The following is a 17,713-nucleotide window of genomic DNA, read 5'->3' on the forward strand; positions in this document are numbered from 1 at the left end:
CATCCTCAGCACTGACCATTGGGCCAGTCGATGCCGACCCCGTCGCCCTCGCCGGCCAGGGCGCGGAACACGCGCTCCGGGGTCATCGGCGACCGGCGCAGGCGCTTGCCGGTGGCGTCGTGGATGGCGCTGGAGACGGCCGGCGCGATGCCGATGATCGGCGGTTCGCCGACCCCCTTGGCGCCGAACGGATGGGTCGGCTCCGCCTTTTCCAGCACGATGGCGTGGATGCCGTAGGGCACGTCCATCGTGCCGGGGATCTTGTAGTCCATGAAGCTGGGGTTCGCGAGGCGGCCGTCGGCCCAGACCATTTCCTCGGTCAGGGCATAGCCCAGCGCCTGCACCACGCCGCCCTGGATCTGCCCGTCGACGGCGCCGGGATTGACCGCCCGGCCGACATCGTGCGCCGACCAGACCTCCAGCACCTCGACCTGGCCGGTCACCTCGTCGACCTCCAGCTCCACCGCCTGCGCGGCGAAGGTATAGGCGCCGGCGCCGTTGAACGACATGAAGCCCTTGGTCAGCGCCACCTTCGGGTCGACCTCGCCCGCCTCGTAGACGAAGCTGCCGGTGCCCATGATCGGCCCGCCGGTCGCCCAGTGCGCGCGGATCGAGACCTCCTGGAAGCTGATCGTCTTGCCCGGCACCCCCTTGATCGCGACCCTGCCGCCGGGCAGCAGCTCCAGGTCGCCGGTATGCGCCTCCAGCATCTCGCCGGCATGCTCCAGGATCTTGCTGCGGACCACGTCGGCGGCCTCGCCGATGGCGCGGCCGACCATGTAGGTGACCCGGCTGGCATTGGTGCCGGAATTGTAGGGCGCGGTGTCGGTATCGGCGTCGACGCAGCGCACCTGGTCCGGCGACAGGCCCAGGGCCGCGGCGCAGATCTGGGTCAGGGCGGTGTTGGAGCCCTGGCCGATATCGACCGCGCCGGTGTTCAGCGCGACGCTGCCATCCTCCAGCAGGCGCACGAAGGCGCTGGTCGCCATGAAGCCGCAGAGATGCGCGACCGCGGCGATGCCGATGCCGCGGCGCCGGCCGGGCCGGGCAGCGGCCGCAGCCTTCGCCCTGCGGGCCGGCCAGTCCATGCCGTCGCGCAGCGCCTCAAGGCAGTCGGTGATCGTGCAGCTGTCGATGGCATGGCCGTCGATCCAGCGGTCGCCGGGCTGCAGAGCGTTCTTCAGCCGCAGCTCGAACGGGTCGATGCCCAATGCCCCGGCGATCTCGTCCAGCTGCGCCTCGGTGGCGAAGGTCGCCTGCGGATTGCCGAAGCCGCGGAAGGCGCCGGCGCGCAGCTTGTTGGTATAGACGGCGCGGCCGCCCAGCCGGTAGTTCGGGATCCGGTAGGGCCCGGTGCCGAAATAGGCCGCCAGCATCATCACCGCCGGGCTGTCGTCGGCATAGGCGCCGCCATCCATCAGGATGTCGAGGTGGCGGGCGACGATGGTGCCGTCGTTCATCACCCCGGTGCGGCAGGTCACCCGCGCCGGATGGCGGGACCGCATCGCGGTCATGTCCTCGTCCCGCGACAGGGCGATGCGCACCGGCCGGCCGGCCTTCTGTGCCAGCAGCACGGCGACCGGCTGCACCGTCGCCTCCGACTTGCCGCCGAAACCGCCGCCGATGCGCGGGCTGATGCAGCGGATCTTCGCCATCGGGATGCCCAGGCTCTCGGCAATGTTGGCCTGGGTGCGGAACACGCTCTGGGTGGAGGACCAGACGGTCACCCTGCCATCCGGATCGACCTGCGCCAGCGCCACCCCGGGCTCCATATAGGCATGGTACTGGGCCGACAGCTCGTAGACATTCTCGAACACCCTGTCGGCCTTCGCCATCGCCGCATCCGGGTCGCCGCCGACGATCTCCGCCTTCGACAGCATGTTGCCGTCGTGGACGGCGTCGAAGATCTTGAAATAGCTGCCGTAGTCCTCGTGCAGCAGCGGCGCGCCCGGCGCCATTGCCTCCTCCGGCGTGAACACCGCCGGCAGTTCCTCATAGTCGACCTCGATCAGGTGCACGGCCGCGCGCGCGGTTTCCGCATCCACGGCGGCCACCGCGGCGACCGGCTCGCCGATATAGCGCACCTTGTCCTTGGCCAGCGCCGTCTCGTCCTTCACCACCAGGCCCATATAGCGGGTCTCGAAATCGTCGCCGGTGACCACCGCCTTCACCCCCGGCAGGGCCAGGGCGGCGGAGATGTCGTAGCCGCGGATCCGGGCATGGGGATGCGGGCTGGTCAGCAGGGCGCCGTGCAGCATGCCCGGCAGCACCAGGTCCTCGGTAAAGCGCGCCTGGCCCAGCGCCTTCTCCACCGCCTCCAGCCGCGGCAGGCTCAGACCGATCGCGCCTTCCAGCGGGTTGCCTTCGAGTGGCTTGTTCATGCCGTCTGTCCCTCCCGCCGGTAGCGTGCCGCCAGCTGCACCGCCTCGATCACCTTCACATAGCCGGAGCAGCGGCAGAGATTGCCCGACAGCCCCTCGCGGATCGCGTCGATATCGGGGTCCGGGTTCTCCGCCAGCAGCGCGGTGGCGGAGACGATCATGCCGGTCATGCAGAAACCGCACTGGATCGCCCCGGAATCGACGAAGGCCTGCTGCACCGGCGACAGGCGGTTGCCTGTCATCAGCCCCTCGACCGTTGTCACCGGCCGCTCGCCGACGGTCACGGCCAGGCAGAGGCAGGCGCGCGCCGGCTCGCCGTCCAGCAGCACGGTGCAGGCACCGCAGATGCCGGCATTGCAGGCCTTCTTCGCGCCGGTCAGTCCGACCTGGTCGCGCAGCAGGTCCAGCAGGGTGCGCTCCGGCGGCGCCAGGACCTCCTGCGTCTCGCCGTTCACGGTGAGGGTGAGGTGAAGCTTCTCGGACATCGCAGGGCTTCCCTATTGCAGGTCGAGCGCGGCGCGGGCGCGGCCGATCGCGCGCGCCACCAGCCCCGGGATCAGGCGGCGGCGATAGTCGGCGCTGCCGCGGGTGTCGGTCTGGGGATCGGCGGCCTCCGCCAGCAGGCGGCCGGCCTCCGCCACCGCCGCATCGTCCAGGCTGCCGCCCAGCAACGCGGCCTCCGCCGCGGTGCTGCGCACCGGGCGCACGTCGCAGGAGCCGAGCGCGATGCCGGCGCTGCTGCAGGCCGTGCCGTCCATGCCGATGGTGCAGGCGACGGAGACGGTCGCATAGTCGCCGTCCACCCGGGTGAACTTCTCGTAGATGCCGGCCTCCCGCGCGCCGGCCGGAGCGGGGGGGAAATGCACGGCGGTCACCATCTCGCCGGGCTCCAGGGCATTGGTCAGGAAGTCGACGAAGAAGTCCTGCGCGGCGATCCGCCGCCGGCCGGTGGCCGCGGCGACCTCCACCTGCGCGTCAAGGGCAACGAGGACCCCGGGATAGTCCGCGGCGGGATCGGCATGGCAGATCGAGCCGCCCATCGTGCCCTGGCTTCGGATGGCGGGGTGGGCGATCCGTCCCGCTGCCTCTTTCAACAGCGCGAAGCGGCCCGCCAGGCGGGCATCGCGGGCGACGGCGGCATGGGTGGCCATCGCACCGACGGTCACGCCGGTTTCATTGACTTGAATTTCATTCAAGCCGCTGATGCGCCGCAGCGAAACCAGCCCGCCGACCTCGGCAACCCCGAGATTGAGGACGCCGACCAGAGTCTGGCCGCCGGCGAGGCAGGCAAGATCCTCGTCCGAAGCGAGAAGATCCAAGGCTTCGCCCAGGTCGGTGGGTTCGAAATACTTCATCGCTTCCGCATCGGCCCCCATGCCCTGCCGCACGTCCACCAGTCCCTTCGGCGCTTGCCGGATTGATGGCAGGCGGTCGATCCAGGACATTGACTTTCACAGTGTGAAAGTTGCTGCCGGCGTCGTCAATCGCTTCGACAGCCGCCGGCCCATCAGGCGGGGGGTGGATTGTAGGAAGTGCGCCAGGATGAGCGGCATCGGGCCGCGCCCGACGGACTCTTCGCTGAAATCGGGACAGGCTGCCGCGCGTGCCGGCAGCCGGGCATCGCCAGCCGCCAGGAGGGGGACGGAGTTGCCGCTGCCAGTCGATCCCCGGCTAGAACTCGACGTCCAGCTCCTCGATCTCTTCCGGCTCGGCCAGGGCGGCCTCGGTCCATTCCAGCATCGGCGCCCAGGACAGGATCGTCTCGGAATAAGCGGCAGTCGCCTCCTCCAGCGCGACGTCGTAGGTGCGGAAGCGGGTGCAGACCGGCGCATACATAGCATCCGCCAGGGTCGGCGCATTGCCGAACAGGAACGGCCCGCCATAGGTCTTCAAGCAGTCGCGCCAGATCTCCAGGATCCGCTCGATGTCGGGCTTGGCGCCCGACCAGATCTTGAAGCCCTCGAAGCGGGCCTTGAGGTTCATCGGCAGGGCGGAGCGCAGATTGTAGAAGCCGGAATGCATCTCGCCGGAGACGGCGCGGCAATGCGCCCGCTTCACCCGTTCCTCCGGCAGGATTCCCTTTTTGGGGTCCAGCTCGGCCAGGTACTCCGCGATCGCCAGGGTGTCCCAGACGATTGCGCCCTCATGCTGCAGCCGCGGCACCAGGAAGGAGGGAGAGAGCAGCAGCAGCTCCGCCCGGCTGGCGCTGTCGTCCGGGCCGACGACTTCCTCCTCGAAATCCAGGCCGGCCATGCGGCAGAGCAGCCAGCCCCGCAGCGACCAGGAGGAGTAGTTCTTGCTGGAAATCGTCAGGACCGCCTTGGCCATCCACCTCTCCCCGCTGGCCGGGCCGCTGCCGACCCGGAGGTTTCCGGGGGCAGGGGCCGGCCGCGTCGACCGATTTTTGCCTCGCAACGCAACATAAATGCCGCTTCCCTCTTTCGCAACGCAGCAAAAGAACCTTAACCTGTTGCATGGCAGACTGCTGGTCGGGCTGCCCCATCCCCCCGCCGGCGGCATCGCCCTGGCGGGTGGGGCGGACCGGACTGTCGCCGCATGAAGCGGCGTACCCATCGAGAGCGGACTGCCATCGCCCATGCACTACCTGGCCTATGAGATCCAGTCGAACCTCGCCGCCCCGATGCGGGCGCTGGCGCGGCGGGCGGTGGAAACTGCGGACGGCTGGACCATGGGCACCCTGGACGGCTGGATGGGCGGGCTGCCGGCCTGGCGGGCGATGACCGCCGGCTGGGCGCTGCTGGCCGATACGAAGCTGAGCCACAGGCGGCCGCCCTTCGGCATCGATTCCGTACCCGTCGGCCGCCGCCAGGTCGCGGTGCGGGAAGAGGCGGCGCTGACGACGCCGTTCGGCACCCTGCTGCGCTTCGCAAAGGAGGGCGCGCCCACCGCGAACGGCGGCGAGGCGCCGCAGCCGAAGGTGCTGGTGGTGGCGCCGCTGTCGGGCCATTTCGCCACCCTGCTGCGGGGCACCGTGCGCACCCTGCTGCGGGAACACGACGTCTACATCACCGACTGGCACAATGCGCGCGACGTGCCGCTCGCCGCCGGTCGCTTCGGCTTCGACGAATATGTCGAGCATCTGATGACCTATCTGCGGCATCTGGGCCCGAACACTCATGTGGTCGCGGTCTGCCAGCCCTGCGTGCAGGCCCTGGTTGCGGTCGCCCTGATGGCGGAGGCGCGCGATCCGGCGCAGCCCGCCAGCCTGACCCTGATGGCCGGGCCGGTCGATACGCGGATCAACCCGACCGAGGTGAACCACCTGGCGACGGAACGCTCCATCGACTGGTTCGAGCGCAATCTGATCGCCACCGTGCCGCCCTGCCATCCGGGCGCCGGCCGGAAGGTCTATCCGGGCTATATGCAGCTGATGGCCTTCATGGCGATGAACCCGGACCGCCATGTGAAGGCGCATGGCGACCTGTTCCGCCACCTGGCCAATGGCGACCGGGAAAAGGCGCAGGCCGTGCGGGTCTTCTATGACGAGTATTTCGCGGTGCTGGACCTGACCGCGGAATTCTATCTGGAGACCGTGCAGAAGGTGTTCCAGGAGGCGCAGCTGGCCACCGGCGAGCTGACCTTCCGCGGCCAGAAGGTGAAGCCCGCCGCGATCCGCCGCACCGCCCTGCTGACGGTGGAGGGGGAACGCGACGATATCTGTTCGATGGGCCAGACGGTCGCCGCCCACGACCTCTGCACCGGGCTGAAGCCCTATCTGAAGCGCCACCACCTGCAGGCCGATGTCGGCCATTACGGCGTCTTCAACGGCCGCCGCTGGGAAGGCCAGATCTACCCGATCGTGCGCAACCTCATCCTCTCCGCCGAATAGCCGCGAAACGTCCCGCCTGGACGCCGGCCGCGCCGCCATGAACCATGGCGGCCGCAATCGCATGGCTTCCGGAGGGGAATGAATGACAACCGACAACAGTGCAGTGCCCGACTATCTGCAGGCACTGCGCCTGGACGGCCGCGGCTTCGTGGTGCTGGGCGCCGGCCAGGGGATCGGCCGCCAGGCCGCCCATGCCCTGGCTCAGGCCGGGGCGGACCTGGTGCTGGTGGACCGCGACCGCGACCGGGCCGACCGGATCGCGGCGGAGGTCGGCGGCACGGCGGTCGCCACCGACGTGACCGGCCGGGCGGGCATGGATGCCGTCTTCGAGACCGTCGCCGCCCGCCTGGGAGACAGCTTCGCCGGACTGGTCGACATCATCGGCATGGCCGACAACCAGCCGATCGCCGAGGCGTCGGATGCGGTCTGGGATTGGCATTTCGACATCGGGCTGCGCCATGCCTGGCTGGCGATCCAGGCCGCTTCCGCGGGCCTGGGCGAGCGCGGCGGCAGCCTGGTCTTCGTCGGCTCGATGTCGGGGACCATGTCGATCCCGAAGCAGGGGATCTACGGTGCGGCGAAGGCGGCGCTGCACCACCTGGTGGCCTGCGCGGCGGTGGAGCTCGGCCCCCGCAACATCCGGGTCAACGCGATCGCGCCGGGCTTCGTGCGCACCCCGCGCCTGGTCGCCGCGCTCGACGACGACTACTGGTCCGCGGTCGGGGAGGCGATCCCGCTCGGCCGGCCGGCGGAACCGGAAGACATCGCCAAGGCGATCCTGTTCCTGGCCTCAGACCTGTCGGGCTGCACCTCGGGTGCGGTTCTGCCGGTCGACGGCGCGCTGACCCGCAAGGTGGCCGTGCCGCCGATCCCGGTCAGCGGGCCGATGGTCCAGTAGCGACGCCGGAGGGCCTACTCTGGGAGGGTCACTTCGCGGCTTCCGCCGGGCTGACGGTGCCGCCGGCCCGCTCGCAATCCTCGACGCTGGCGGCACTCAGCCGCACCGCACCGAAGCTGCACGCCACCGCGGCTTGCATCCCGCCGGCCGGAGCGGCAAAGACCGGCACGTATTGCGTCACCGGCATGTAGCCGATGATCGGTCCCGGACCGTTGGGGCTGCCGGCGCCTGCTGCCGGGGCGACGGTCCCGCCGGCGCGGGTGCAGGAATCGGCATGCCCCGCCACCAGCGGTTCGCCGTCGCCGAGGTGGCATACCACGCCGCCGGCCCTTGCGGCGGCCATGCCCGTCGCGGCCCCCCGATCCTGCAGAGTGGCCGGTTCGGGCAGGCCGAAATACAGGCAGGACCCGTTGCTCGTGAGGATATTGCCGCAGCCGGCCTCTGCGCCGGCCGCGATCGAGGTACCGAGGCCAAGCACTGCCAGACCAAGGCCGAATCGCATCTTATCCATCGTCTGTCTCCCGTACCGGCCCGTCGGCACTATAGATCGATTTCCTTCCGGCGGGAGCTTGGGTCCGATCAGCGGCCGCGTGTTGGCGGATGAAGCTCAGCTGACCGTCAGAATCTCCGCCAGCGGCTTCTTCAGCTTCGCCGCTGCGGGCACGGTGGCATCGGCCGCCGGGTGGCCAACGGCCAGGATCATCATCGGCTTCTCGGATTCCGGCCGCCCCAGCAGGCCGTTCAGGAAGCGCATCGGGTTCGGCGTATGAGTCAGGGCGACCAGCCCGGCATGGTGCAGGGCCGCAATCAGGAAGCCGGTGGCGATGCCGACGCTTTCCGGCAAATAGTCGTTCTTGTAGCGGCTGCCGTCGGCCAGCGCGCCCCAGCGCTCCTCCTCTTCCGCCGCCAGCCGTGCCGACGCCGCAGATGGTCGCGGAACGCCTCCGCCGCCGCCTGCATCTGTGCATCCGGCATCTCGATCCTGTCGGGCAGCGGCAGCGCCTCGTAGCGCAGCTCCTCGCAGGAAAACATCGCGCCCTCGCCTGTTCTAGGACTCGTCCGCCCGGGTCTGCCGGCGTTTCGTCGCCTGGCCCGCCACCCGCGGCTTCGAGAAATCGGCCGCCGGCTCCAGGCTGCCGCCGGGATTGGGGTTCGGCCCGGTGAAGGCAGTGTCCCAGTCGCCCAGCTTCTCCGCCCGGTCCGGCCAGGCGGCCATTTCCTCGTGGTGCCGGTACATGGCGAAGGGGCGCAGGCTGCTCTCGTAGAAATCCACCTGCGCGTGGCGCCGGTACTGTTCCGGGTTGTAGCGGTTCCAGTGCAGGCATTGCGCCAGCGGCCGGCGGTAGCGGCGATGCTCCTCCTCCGTCGGGTAGCCGATCGGCACCGTGCCGTAGGCCCGCATCCAGTCCGGATAGCCGAGCAGGTCCGACAGCTCGCGGTTGGTGATCTCCTCGCCGCCGCCGGACAGCCAGGCGGAGGTCAGCCCCTCCGCCGCCACGGCCAGCTGGACGTTCTGCACCGCAGCGCCAAGGGAGCAGAGGAAGATCGCCTGGTTGTTGTCCAGATATTCCCGCTCCCAGTCGGGGCTGGTGGGCTGCGGGAAGCAGACCTTCCAGCGGGGATCGCCCAGCACCAGGACGATCGCCACCGTGTTCGCCAGGTAGCTCTTCTTCACCGCCGGGAAGCCCTTGGCATGGTCCACCAGGCGCTGCGCCTGGCGCAGGAAGACCTCCGTCACCGCGTCGCGCATCGCCGGCTCGTCGACGACGATGAAGTCGAAGCACTGCACGTTTGCGCCCGACGGCGCCCAGCGGCCGGCATCGACGATCCGCTGCAGCGCCGCCCGGTCGACCGACCGGCCCGCCTCGAACCGCCGCACGCTGCGCCGCCGGCGCACCACGTCCTGGAAATCCGCGTTCATCCGTTCCTCCCGGTTCCATGGCCTTTGCACGGAAGCTAGCGCGGCGCCGGCCAGGGATCATTCCCCAGGAATGGGGAAAAGCCCGCTCTCGCCCGCGGCGGGATCGAAGCCCTATGATGCGGCGGCCGAACAGACCGATGCGGCAGGGGAGGCCGCCATGCAGATCCGCAGCTTTGACGAGGCCGGACCATCCGACGGGCAGGTGCCCGTGGCGGCCGTCCAGCGGCTGGTCGCCGGAATCGGCGGGGCCGGCTTTACCGACGCCATGCTGGCGTTCTGCGCCGAAAGCTTCGGCGCCAGCTTCGTCTCGATCTTCGCCCCGGGACAGGTGGCGGCGGCGGGGACCGGCGGCGACCCCGCGACGGCACCGCGCCTGCTGGGCACCGCCACCACCACCCACCCTTTGAATGCGGCGCATGCGGCGGAGGGCTATATGCGCCACTACGGCGAGGATGCGAATTTCCGGATCCTGACGGCGGCGCGGGAGCAGGGTCTCTGCCTGACCTACCAGCGGGCGGACGAGATCGCCGACCTGGGCTACCGGCGGGCCTGCTACGACCGCACCGGCATTGTCGACCGGCTGTCGCTGGTGCGGGCGGGCGGGCGCGATCGGGTTGCGCTGAGCCTGTACCGCAGCCGCGCCGCAGGCCCCTTCGCCGACGGCCTGCGCGAGGCGGCGACCGGCGCCTTCCCGTTATTGCTGGAGGTGGTCGACCGGCACCTGGCCAGCCTGCCGCCGGCGGCGGACGCTTCCCCGGCTGAAGGGGAGGCCCGCCTGCGGCGGCGCTTCCCCGACCTGACCCCGCGGGAATGCGCGGTCGCGGCGCGGGTCCTGGCCGGACAGAGTGCGGCCCGGATCGCCATGGAACTGGGCATCGCCGAAAGCACCGTCGTCACCCACCGCAAGCGGGCCTATGCCCGGATCGGGGTGGACGGGATGAAGGCGCTGTTCCGCGCCTGATCCGCCGCCGGTCCGACCCTCACAGGTACAGGGTGGTGGCGATCACGAAGAAGATCAGCACCCCGATCACGTCGTTGGAGGTGGTGATGAAGACGCCGGTGGCGACGGCGGGGTCGAACTTCAGCTTGTCCAGGATCACCGGCACCAGGGAACCGATGACGGAGGCCTGGGCCATCACCGCGACCAGGGTCAGCCCGGCGGTCAGCGCCAGCAGGTCCGGGTTTGGCACCTCGGCGATTGTGGACAGGACGAAGATGCCCAGGGTGACGATCAGCGCGACAGCGATGCCGTTCAGCAGCGCACCGCCCAGTTCCCGCAGGGTGCGGCCGAAGATGTCGCCGGCCCAGTAGCTGCCGGAGGCCAGCGCCTGCACGGTGACGGTGGAAGCCTGGATGCCGGCATTGCCGGCCAGCGACATGACGATCGGGATCAGGGTGGCGAGAATCGCCGCTTCCGCCAGCGCATCCTCGTAGGAACCGACGACCAGGGCCGCGGTACCGGAGCCGATCAGACCGGCAGCGAGCCAGGGCAGCCGGCGCGGCACGATCTGCAGCGGGCTGTCGGCGGGGCTGGTGTCGGGGTCCAGGCCCGACATCAGCATCATGTCCTCGGCCGCCTCCTCGCGCTCGGTCTCCAGCAGGTCCTCGGTGGTGACGACGCCGAGCAGCCGGCCCTGCGCATCGACCACCGGCACCATCGCCAGGTCGGCGCGCTCCGCCAGGCGGGCGACCTCCTCCCGGTCGGTGTCGGCGGAGACGGAGACCGCGTCCATCCGCACCAGGTCGCGCAGCGGCGTCTCCGGCGGGTTCAGCAGCAGGTCGCGCAGCTTCAGAAAGCCGAGCAGGCGCCGCTCCGCATCCACGACGTAGACGGTGTAGAGCCGGTCGATCCGGTCGGCGCGGGCGCGGATCTCGGCCACCGCCTCGCCGACATTCATCCCGATCGGCACCGCCACCAGCCGGCGCTGCATGATCGCTCCGGCGGTCTCCTCCCGGAAGTCCAGCGCGGTGCGCAGGGCGGCCTGGTGTGGATGCTCCGCCAGCGCCCGTTCCTTCAGCTCCTCCGGCGTGTCGGCAAGGAAATCGGCGGCATCCTCCACCGGCAGGCGGGCGGCGATGCGGGAGATCCGCTTCTGCAGCTTCTCGTCCAGCAGATGCTCGCTGATCCAGGGGTCGAGTTCCGCGACCAGCGCCAGGCTCGGCGCGTCCGGCAGCATGTCCAGCAGCTTGCGCGCCCGCTTCGGCTTCAACTGCAGGATCAGCCGCGCCGCCTCGAACGGCGGCAGGTCGGTCACCGCCTGCAGCTCGCCGGTGGCGCCCCGCTTCAGGGCGTCGGCGACGGCGGCCACCGCCTCCGGTTCGCCATGGGCGGCGCGTTGCAGATCCTCGAGCTTCATGGTGCTTCCTGCCGGCAGAAGGTGCGGGGACGATAGTCGGAACGGACGGCCCCGCAAGCGGTTCCGTGTGACGGTTTCGCGACGCCGGCAGCTTGGTGGCGGCGGCGGACTGGCGTAGGACTGGGCGGCTTGGAATCTGGCGGGCGGCTGGAAGCGGGAAGCCGCGCGCGGCAGCGGACGGGGACAGCGGACGGGGAAGCCTTGCTCGACTACATCACAGCGCTGGTGATCCTCGCCGCGGCGGCCCTGACGGTCGGCGCCGGCCTGCTCGTGGCCTGGCTGCGCGACCGCGCGGCGTCCAGCTTCCTGTGGTGGGCGACGGGCTTCGGCGCCACCGCAATCGGCCTGGCGCTCGTCGCCGCGCATCCGCTGCCCGACATCGTCACCGTCGGTCTCGCCAACCTGCTGCTGCTTCTGGCCTTCGCCGGCTGGATCTGGGGCGCGCGGCGTCTGGACGGCCTCTCCCTGCGGCCGGAGGCGCTGCTGCCGGCGGCCACCTGGCTGCTCAGCATCGCCGTGCCGGAGCTGCGCGAGACCTTCTTCCTGCGCTTCGCCCTGCTGAACACGGGCTCGGCGATCGGCTATGTCCTGCTCGCCCGGGCGATCTGGCCCCGCCCGGCCGCGGCGGCGGCGGCGCTTCCCGCCGGCTCCAGCCGGCGGCCGATGGCGCTTTTCCTGCTGCTGGCCGGAATCTGGAGCCTGGCGATCGCAGGCGCCGGCCTCTGGCTGCGTCCGCCCGCGCTCGGCGGCTTTCCGATCGCCTGGCTGGACGGCATCGTCGAGGTGCTGATCCTTCTGGTGATCGTGATCTATGGCGCCCGCCTGGTGCGGGAGCGGGTGGAGATGCGTCTGCGCGTCCTCGCCGATACCGACCCGCTGACCGGGGTGCTGAACCGGCGGGGCCTGGGCGAGCGGCTGGAGCGCCTGCTGGCCCGCGCCAGGGAGCCCGGCGGGGCGCTGGCGCTGCTGATGTTCGACCTCGATCATTTCAAGCGGGTCAATGACAGCTTCGGCCACGAGACAGGCGACCTCGTCCTGCAGGCGTTCTGCCGGCGGGCCGAAGCGCAGCTGCGGCCGGACGACCTGTTCGGCAGGCTGGGCGGCGAGGAATTCGCCGCGGTGCTGCAGGTGCAGGACATCGGCCAGGCGCAGGAGGTGGCGGAACGCATCCGGCTGGCGCTCGCGCGGGCCCCGGTGGAGGCTGCCGGCCGTCGCGTGCCGGTCACGGTCAGCGTCGGCGTCGCCCTGCTGCAGCCCGGCGCGGAGACAGCAATGGCGGCGCGGCCGTTCGAGGTGGCGGACAGCGCGCTCTACGCCGCAAAGGCGGGCGGCCGCAACCGGGTCGAGCTGGCCGGCGCACCCGCCGGCTGAAGCGGACGCGCCCTACTGCGCCAGGCCCATATGCCGCTGCAGCACCTCCGGGTCGCGCAAGGCCCCGCTTTCGCCGTCGAAGACGATGCGGCCACGGTCCAGGACGATGGCGCGGGGCGCGAAGTCGAGCGCGAAGCGGGTGTGCTGCTCCACCAGGATCACCGCCAGGCCGCCCTCGTCGCGCAGGGCGCCGATGGCGCGCTCCAGCTCCTCCACGATCACCGGCGCCAGGCCTTCCGACGGTTCGTCGAGCAGCAGCAGGCGCGGGTCGCCCATCAGCGCGCGGCCGATCGCCAGCATCTGCTGTTCGCCGCCGGACAGCTGGTTGCCGCGGTTCGCCCGCCGCTCCGCCAGCCGGGGGAACATCGCGTAGACCCGGTCGGCGCTCCAGTCGCCGCCGCTGCCGACCCGGCCCGCCACCGCCAGGTTCTCCTGCACGGTGAGGGAGGCGAAGATCTCCCGCTCCTGCGGCACGAAGCCCAGCCCGGCGCGGTTGCGGGCATGGACCGGCCGGCGGGAGATGTCGTCGCCGGCGAACGAGATGCCGCCGCGATGCAGGTCGGCCAGCCCCATCACCAGGCGCAGCAGCGAGGTCTTGCCGGTGCCGTTGCGGCCCAGCACGGCCAGGCTCTCCCCCGGCGCCAGGGCCAGGTCGATCCCTTCCACCACGACGGTCTCGCCATAGCCGCCGGTCACGCCCTGCAGCGCCAGCAGCGGTTCGGCCGCCCCCGTCATGCCGGATCCGTCCCGGGGGCGGCACGCTCGCCCAGATAGACCGCACGCACCTCCGGGTCGGCAGCGATCTCCTGCGGCGTGCCTTCGGTCAGGATGCCGCCGTCGACCAGCACCGTGATCCGCTCCGCGAAGCGGAACACCACCTCCATGTCATGTTCGATGATCAGGATCGCGATCTCCGCCGGCAGGCGCGACAGGACCTCCAGGATGTTGCGGCTGTCGGCCGCCGGCACCCCGGCTGCCGGCTCGTCCAGCAGCAGCACCCGCGGCTGCAGGCCCAGGGTGATGGCGACCTCCACCAGCCGCTGACGGCCATAGGGCAGCAGCCGCACCGGGGTCAGCGCATCGTCGGCCAGGCCCAGGCCGGCGAGGATCTCCATCGCCTCGTCCAGCACCTCGGCCTGGGCGGCAGCCGGCCGCCATGCATTGCCGCCTTCGCCCCGGCGCTCGGCCACCGACATGGCGACATTCTCCACCACCTCCAGGCCGCGGAACAGCTGGTTGATCTGGAAGGTGCGGGCGATGCCGGCCTTCACCCGCGCCGCCGGATCCAGCGCGGTGACGTCGCGGCCCTGCAGCCGGATCCGTCCGGCATCGGGGCGCAGCCGGCCGGTGATCAGGTTGACCAGGGTGGTCTTGCCGGCCCCGTTCGGGCCGATCAGCGCCTGCCGCGCCCCCTGCGGCAGGGACAGCTCGATGCCGCGGGCGACTTCCAGTGCGCCGAAGCGGCGGCGAAGGCCGCTGACTTCCAGCATCGCTGCGGTCGCGTTCATCGGCGGCCCAGCCGCGCGCGCAGGCCGTCGGCGGCGCCCAGCAGGCCGCCGCGGAAGAACAGCACAACCAGCACCAGCACCAGGCCGATGCCGAACTCCCAGAATTCCGGGCTGATCCGCGCCAGCTCGTCTTCCAGCGCGACATAGACCGCGGCGCCGACGAAAGCGCCGTAGAGCCGGCCGGTGCCGCCCAGGATCAGCACGATCAGGACCATGCCGGAGCGCGCGAAGCTCAGCACGTCCAGGGTGACGAAGGCGGCCTGCTGCGCGAACAGGCCGCCGGCGATGCCGGCCAGCACCGCGGAGAGGGTATAGGCGGTGACCATCCGGCGATGCACCGGCACGCCGATCGCCTCCATCCGGACCCCGTTCTCGCGGATGCCGACCAGGGAGCGGCCGAACGGCGAGCGCACGATGCGCCGCACCGCCAGGAAGCAGATCGCCACCACCGCCAGCGCGTACCAGAAGTAGTTGTGTCCCCACAGGTCGTTCTCGAACAGGCCCAGGACCGGCCAGATCGAGATGCCGACCAGGCCGTCGAAGCCGCCGGTCCAGGGCTCCGCGGTATGCGCCAGTTCCTGCAGCAGGATTGCGGTGGCCAGGGTCAGCATCAAGAGGGTCAGGCCGTGATAGCGCAGCAGGACCCAGCCGGTGAGCAGGCCCAGAAGGCCGGCGACCGCGCCGCCGAAGGCGAGCCCGGTCAGCGGCTCGCCCCAGCCCAGATGCGCCGACAGCATGCCGGTGGCATAGGCGCCGGCGCCGAAATAGGCGGCATGGCCAAGGGTGACGATGCCGGCATAGCCCAGGATCAGGTCGAGGGAGAGGGCGAACAGGATGGTGATCAGGATCGTCGTGCCCATCACCGCGTAGTCGGGCATGACGAAGAAGAAGGCGATCGCCGCCAGCCAGGGCAGCGCCTCGGTCCAGTGCCAGCCGTCGCGGCGGCGCAGCGCGGCCCGGACCGCGGCCGTATCGGCTGCAGGGCCGGCGCCCGCGCCGCTCATCGGACCTGCTCCCGTCCGAACAGGCCGGCGGGGCGCAGCAGCAGGATCGCCACCGTGGCGGCATAGATGAAGAAGCCGCCGCCGGCGGGCCAGAGATACTTGCCCGCGGTGTCGAGAATGCCCAGCACCACCGCGGCGACGAAGGCGCCGCGCAGGCTGCCCAGCCCGCCGACCGCCACGACGATCAGGAAGAACACCAGGTACTGGATCGCGAAGGTGGGGGAGACGCCGACGATCTCGATCGCCAGCCCGCCGCCCAACGCCGCCAGGCCGCTGCCCAGCGCGAAGACCGTCACGAACAGCCGGTCGACATGAATGCCGACCGCCTGCGCCATGTCGCGATTGTCGACGGCGGCGCGGATGCGGGCGCCGACCAGGGTGCGCTCCAGCCCCAGCCACAAAGCGACGATCAGAGCCAGGCCCAGCAGGATGATGAAAAGGCGATAGGCCGGCACCGTGCGCAGGCCCAGGTCGACCTGGCCGGACAGGAAGGCCGGCACCTCGATGCTGGGCGGCGAGGGGCCGTAGAAATAGGTGATCGCGGCGATGGTCATGAAGACCAGGCCGATGGTGACCAGCACCTGATCCAGTTCCGGCCGGCGGTAGAGCGGCGCATAGGCCAGCCGCTCGATCGGCACGCTGACCAGGGCGACCACCAGGAAGGCGCCGATCAGGGCCGGCACGAAGGGCAGGCCCAGGTCGTTCATGAGGGTCACCGTGGCATAGCCGCCAGCCATCGCGAAGGCGCCATGCGCCAGGTTGACGATGCCCATCAGCCCCATCGTGACCGACAGCCCGACGGAGATGATGAACAGCAGCATCGCATAGGCGAGGCCGTCGAACAGGATGGAGATGGCGGCGGTCACGGTTCGGCCTGCACCCGGCGCAGGACCTGTCCTCCCGTACCACCCGTCCCGTCGTCCTCGGCCCCCGAGCCGAGGACCGTGGCAGGGCGGCGACGTCGTGGGGCGGTGCTGCGGGACAGCCGGCGCTGGGATCCTCGGGTCAGGCCCGAGGGTGACGGTGGGCGGGAGAGCAGTGGCACCGGACGGCAGCCCGCCGTCATCCCCGTACCGCAGTGCGAGGATGACGGCGATGTGGACGGCCTATTCGCCGCACTTGCCGACCTTCAGCTCCTTGCAGGGGTCCTTCACCTGCTTGATCGTGTCGACGACCTTGACCTTCAGCATGCCGTCCTCCTTCACGACCTCGTGGATGTTCTCGTCATGCACGATGTCGCGGGTCTCGGGGTCGATCATGATCGGGCCGCGCGGGCTGGCGAAGGTCCAGCCCTTCAGCGCTTCCATGGTACCGTCGGCGGAGACGTCGCCGTCCTGCGCCTTGATCGCATGGGCGATCGCCGCCATGCCGTCCCAGCCGGCGACCGCCATGAAGTCCGGCACGGAATCGGCGCCATAGGCGTCCTTCCAGGCCTTCACGAAGGCCTTGTTCTCCGGCGTGTCATAGTCGGCGGCATAGTGGTGCATGGTGACAAGGCCGACGGCATCGTCGCCCATGCCCTGCAGCTGCGTGTCCTGGGTGATGTCGCCGGGGCCGATCAGCTTCACCCCGTCGGCCTTCATGCCGGTATCGGCGAAGGTCTTGGCCACCGCCGCGGCATGGTTGCCCGACGGCACGAAGACGTAGAAGCAGTCGGGCTTGGCGTCGCGCACCCGCTGGAAGAAGGGGGTGAAGTCCGGCACCTCGGCCGGGCTGCCCATCGGCACCGCCTCGACCAGCTTGCCGCCCGCCTTCTCGAAGCCCATCTGGAATGCGTCCAGGCTGTCCTTGCCGGGCGGATAGTCGGTATAGCCCACCGCCGCGGTCTTGCAGCCCAGCTTGCCGGCCGCGTACTGCCCCATCGGATAGCCGGTCTGCCACATGCTGAAGGAGACCCGCGCGATATAGGGCGACAGGGACGGGATCCAGGCGGTGCCGGCGTTCATGATGATCATCGGCACCTTGCCCTGGGTCGCCAGCGGCGCGCTGGCGATCGCATTGGGCGAAAAGACGAAGCCGGCCAGGATGTCGACCCCTTCGCGGGTGATCAGCTCCTGCACCGCGTTCTTGGCGATGTCGCCGCCCGGACGCTTGGAGTCGCGTTTCACCAAGGTGACCGTATTGTCGCCGAAGGCCTCCGGATGCTCCTTCATGTAGAGCTCCATGCCGCGCGAGATCTGCTCGCCGAACTGGGCGGCGCCGCCGGAGAAGGTCAGGACGACGCCGACCTTGACCTCTTCCGCCTGGGCCGGCGCGGCAGCCGCGTTCAGGGCAAGGGCGGCAAAAGCTGCGGCAGGCAGGGCCGCGGCAGGCAGGACGCCACGCATCAGGCGGCGCAGAACGGCAGAACTGTCTCGCATCGGAAACCTCCCAAGTGTCCGTGCAGCCGCTTGGACGCGGCGATTGATGCAAAAGTATCGCCG

General features: G+C 70.4%; 17 protein-coding genes. 4 read left to right on the forward strand and 13 right to left on the reverse strand.

The genetic code is table 11. The annotated features are described in order from the left end of the window. Window positions 1-5: 5 nt before the first annotated feature. From ACFOGJ_RS14300 to ACFOGJ_RS14315, 4 genes are all read right to left on the reverse strand, one after another. Window positions 6-2,381: a xanthine dehydrogenase family protein molybdopterin-binding subunit gene (locus tag ACFOGJ_RS14300; protein WP_379901496.1), complete on the reverse strand. Its 2,376-nt coding sequence runs from the start codon at window positions 2,379-2,381 to the stop codon at window positions 6-8. Then, window positions 2,378-2,866 carry a (2Fe-2S)-binding protein gene (locus tag ACFOGJ_RS14305; RefSeq protein ID WP_379901497.1) on the reverse strand — a complete coding sequence of 163 codons (489 nt, stop codon included), beginning with the start codon at window positions 2,864-2,866 and terminating at the stop codon, window positions 2,378-2,380. Before ACFOGJ_RS14305 ends, ACFOGJ_RS14300 begins: the two co-directional genes overlap by 4 nt. 12 nt (window positions 2,867-2,878) lie before the next feature. Further along, window positions 2,879-3,826: an FAD binding domain-containing protein gene (locus ACFOGJ_RS14310; protein ID WP_379901499.1), complete on the reverse strand. Its 948-nt coding sequence runs from the start codon at window positions 3,824-3,826 to the stop codon at window positions 2,879-2,881. A gap of 226 nt (window positions 3,827-4,052) precedes the next feature. Then, window positions 4,053-4,709 carry a glutathione S-transferase family protein gene (locus tag ACFOGJ_RS14315; RefSeq protein WP_379901501.1) on the reverse strand — a complete coding sequence of 219 codons (657 nt, stop codon included), beginning with the start codon at window positions 4,707-4,709 and terminating at the stop codon, window positions 4,053-4,055. Between the two features lie 268 nt (window positions 4,710-4,977). On the opposite strand from ACFOGJ_RS14315, the gene ACFOGJ_RS14320 reads away from it, so the two are divergent. Next, the gene (locus tag ACFOGJ_RS14320; RefSeq protein WP_379901503.1) at window positions 4,978-6,231 is read left to right on the forward strand and encodes a polyhydroxyalkanoate depolymerase; all 1,254 of its coding nucleotides are present in this window, start codon (window positions 4,978-4,980) and stop codon (window positions 6,229-6,231) included. Between the two features lie 82 nt (window positions 6,232-6,313). Continuing rightward, window positions 6,314-7,129: an SDR family NAD(P)-dependent oxidoreductase gene (locus ACFOGJ_RS14325; RefSeq protein ID WP_379901505.1), complete on the forward strand. Its 816-nt coding sequence runs from the start codon at window positions 6,314-6,316 to the stop codon at window positions 7,127-7,129. Between the two features lie 28 nt (window positions 7,130-7,157). Here ACFOGJ_RS14325 and ACFOGJ_RS14330 read toward each other — a convergent pair whose 3' ends face one another. The 3 genes from ACFOGJ_RS14330 to ACFOGJ_RS14340 all read right to left on the reverse strand — a co-directional run bounded on the left by ACFOGJ_RS14330 (window position 7,158) and on the right by ACFOGJ_RS14340 (window position 9,050). Further along, entirely contained in the window at window positions 7,158-7,640 is a 483-nt protein-coding gene (locus ACFOGJ_RS14330; protein WP_379901507.1) for a hypothetical protein, read from the reverse strand. A 96-nt stretch (window positions 7,641-7,736) separates the two neighbouring features. Next, window positions 7,737-7,973: a hypothetical protein gene (locus ACFOGJ_RS14335; protein ID WP_379901508.1), complete on the reverse strand. Its 237-nt coding sequence runs from the start codon at window positions 7,971-7,973 to the stop codon at window positions 7,737-7,739. Between the two features lie 204 nt (window positions 7,974-8,177). Then, complete coding sequence (locus ACFOGJ_RS14340; RefSeq protein ID WP_379901510.1) at window positions 8,178-9,050, reverse strand: nitroreductase family protein; 873 nt, start codon at window positions 9,048-9,050, stop codon at window positions 8,178-8,180. 157 nt (window positions 9,051-9,207) lie between these two features. On the opposite strand from ACFOGJ_RS14340, the gene ACFOGJ_RS14345 reads away from it, so the two are divergent. Beyond that, window positions 9,208-10,011 (forward strand): helix-turn-helix transcriptional regulator, encoded by an 804-nt coding sequence (locus ACFOGJ_RS14345; protein WP_379901512.1) that lies wholly within the window; start codon window positions 9,208-9,210, stop codon window positions 10,009-10,011. Between the two features lie 19 nt (window positions 10,012-10,030). Here ACFOGJ_RS14345 and mgtE read toward each other — a convergent pair whose 3' ends face one another. Next, window positions 10,031-11,407, reverse strand: a complete 1,377-nt coding sequence (gene mgtE, locus ACFOGJ_RS14350; RefSeq protein ID WP_379901514.1) for a magnesium transporter — start codon at window positions 11,405-11,407, stop codon at window positions 10,031-10,033. A 201-nt stretch (window positions 11,408-11,608) separates the two neighbouring features. On the opposite strand from mgtE, the gene ACFOGJ_RS14355 reads away from it, so the two are divergent. Continuing rightward, a complete protein-coding gene (locus ACFOGJ_RS14355; protein ID WP_379901515.1) occupies window positions 11,609-12,778 on the forward strand; it encodes a GGDEF domain-containing protein in 1,170 nt (389 codons plus the stop codon). Window positions 12,779-12,790: 12 nt separating this feature from the next. On the opposite strand, the gene ACFOGJ_RS14360 is transcribed toward ACFOGJ_RS14355, so the two are convergent. The 5 genes from ACFOGJ_RS14360 to ACFOGJ_RS14380 form a co-directional block, all read right to left on the reverse strand. Beyond that, a complete protein-coding gene (locus ACFOGJ_RS14360; RefSeq protein WP_379901517.1) occupies window positions 12,791-13,513 on the reverse strand; it encodes an ABC transporter ATP-binding protein in 723 nt (240 codons plus the stop codon). Continuing rightward, window positions 13,510-14,286 (reverse strand): ABC transporter ATP-binding protein, encoded by a 777-nt coding sequence (locus tag ACFOGJ_RS14365; protein WP_379901519.1) that lies wholly within the window; start codon window positions 14,284-14,286, stop codon window positions 13,510-13,512. The genes ACFOGJ_RS14360 and ACFOGJ_RS14365 overlap by 4 nt, the downstream gene beginning before the upstream one ends. Then, a complete protein-coding gene (locus ACFOGJ_RS14370) occupies window positions 14,283-15,290 on the reverse strand; it encodes a branched-chain amino acid ABC transporter permease (RefSeq protein WP_379901521.1) in 1,008 nt (335 codons plus the stop codon). The genes ACFOGJ_RS14365 and ACFOGJ_RS14370 overlap by 4 nt, the downstream gene beginning before the upstream one ends. Then, entirely contained in the window at window positions 15,287-16,156 is an 870-nt protein-coding gene (locus ACFOGJ_RS14375; RefSeq protein ID WP_379901523.1) for a branched-chain amino acid ABC transporter permease, read from the reverse strand. Before ACFOGJ_RS14375 ends, ACFOGJ_RS14370 begins: the two co-directional genes overlap by 4 nt. A gap of 240 nt (window positions 16,157-16,396) precedes the next feature. Beyond that, window positions 16,397-17,650, reverse strand: a complete 1,254-nt coding sequence (locus ACFOGJ_RS14380) for an ABC transporter substrate-binding protein (protein ID WP_379901525.1) — start codon at window positions 17,648-17,650, stop codon at window positions 16,397-16,399. Window positions 17,651-17,713 lie beyond the last annotated feature (63 nt).

The sequence above is a fragment of the Marinibaculum pumilum genome, assembly GCF_042646425.1.
In the GTDB taxonomy this organism is placed as follows: Bacteria; Pseudomonadota; Alphaproteobacteria; order Ferrovibrionales; family Ferrovibrionaceae; genus Marinibaculum; species Marinibaculum pumilum.

Coding starts and splice junctions, on each gene's coding strand:
- ACFOGJ_RS14365 (WP_379901519.1), bottom strand. CDS start 14,286: ATGAACGCGACCGCAGCGATGCTGGAAGTCAGCGGCCTTCGCCGCCGC.
- ACFOGJ_RS14300 (WP_379901496.1), bottom strand. CDS start 2,381: ATGAACAAGCCACTCGAAGGCAACCCGCTGGAAGGCGCGATCGGTCTG.
- ACFOGJ_RS14310 (WP_379901499.1), bottom strand. CDS start 3,826: ATGTCCTGGATCGACCGCCTGCCATCAATCCGGCAAGCGCCGAAGGGA.
- ACFOGJ_RS14360 (WP_379901517.1), bottom strand. CDS start 13,513: ATGACGGGGGCGGCCGAACCGCTGCTGGCGCTGCAGGGCGTGACCGGC.
- ACFOGJ_RS14370 (WP_379901521.1), bottom strand. CDS start 15,290: ATGAGCGGCGCGGGCGCCGGCCCTGCAGCCGATACGGCCGCGGTCCGG.
- mgtE (WP_379901514.1), bottom strand. CDS start 11,407: ATGAAGCTCGAGGATCTGCAACGCGCCGCCCATGGCGAACCGGAGGCG.
- ACFOGJ_RS14380 (WP_379901525.1), bottom strand. CDS start 17,650: ATGCGAGACAGTTCTGCCGTTCTGCGCCGCCTGATGCGTGGCGTCCTG.
- ACFOGJ_RS14330 (WP_379901507.1), bottom strand. CDS start 7,640: ATGGATAAGATGCGATTCGGCCTTGGTCTGGCAGTGCTTGGCCTCGGT.
- ACFOGJ_RS14340 (WP_379901510.1), bottom strand. CDS start 9,050: ATGAACGCGGATTTCCAGGACGTGGTGCGCCGGCGGCGCAGCGTGCGG.
- ACFOGJ_RS14320 (WP_379901503.1), top strand. CDS start 4,978: ATGCACTACCTGGCCTATGAGATCCAGTCGAACCTCGCCGCCCCGATG.
- ACFOGJ_RS14315 (WP_379901501.1), bottom strand. CDS start 4,709: ATGGCCAAGGCGGTCCTGACGATTTCCAGCAAGAACTACTCCTCCTGG.
- ACFOGJ_RS14305 (WP_379901497.1), bottom strand. CDS start 2,866: ATGTCCGAGAAGCTTCACCTCACCCTCACCGTGAACGGCGAGACGCAG.
- ACFOGJ_RS14345 (WP_379901512.1), top strand. CDS start 9,208: ATGCAGATCCGCAGCTTTGACGAGGCCGGACCATCCGACGGGCAGGTG.
- ACFOGJ_RS14325 (WP_379901505.1), top strand. CDS start 6,314: ATGACAACCGACAACAGTGCAGTGCCCGACTATCTGCAGGCACTGCGC.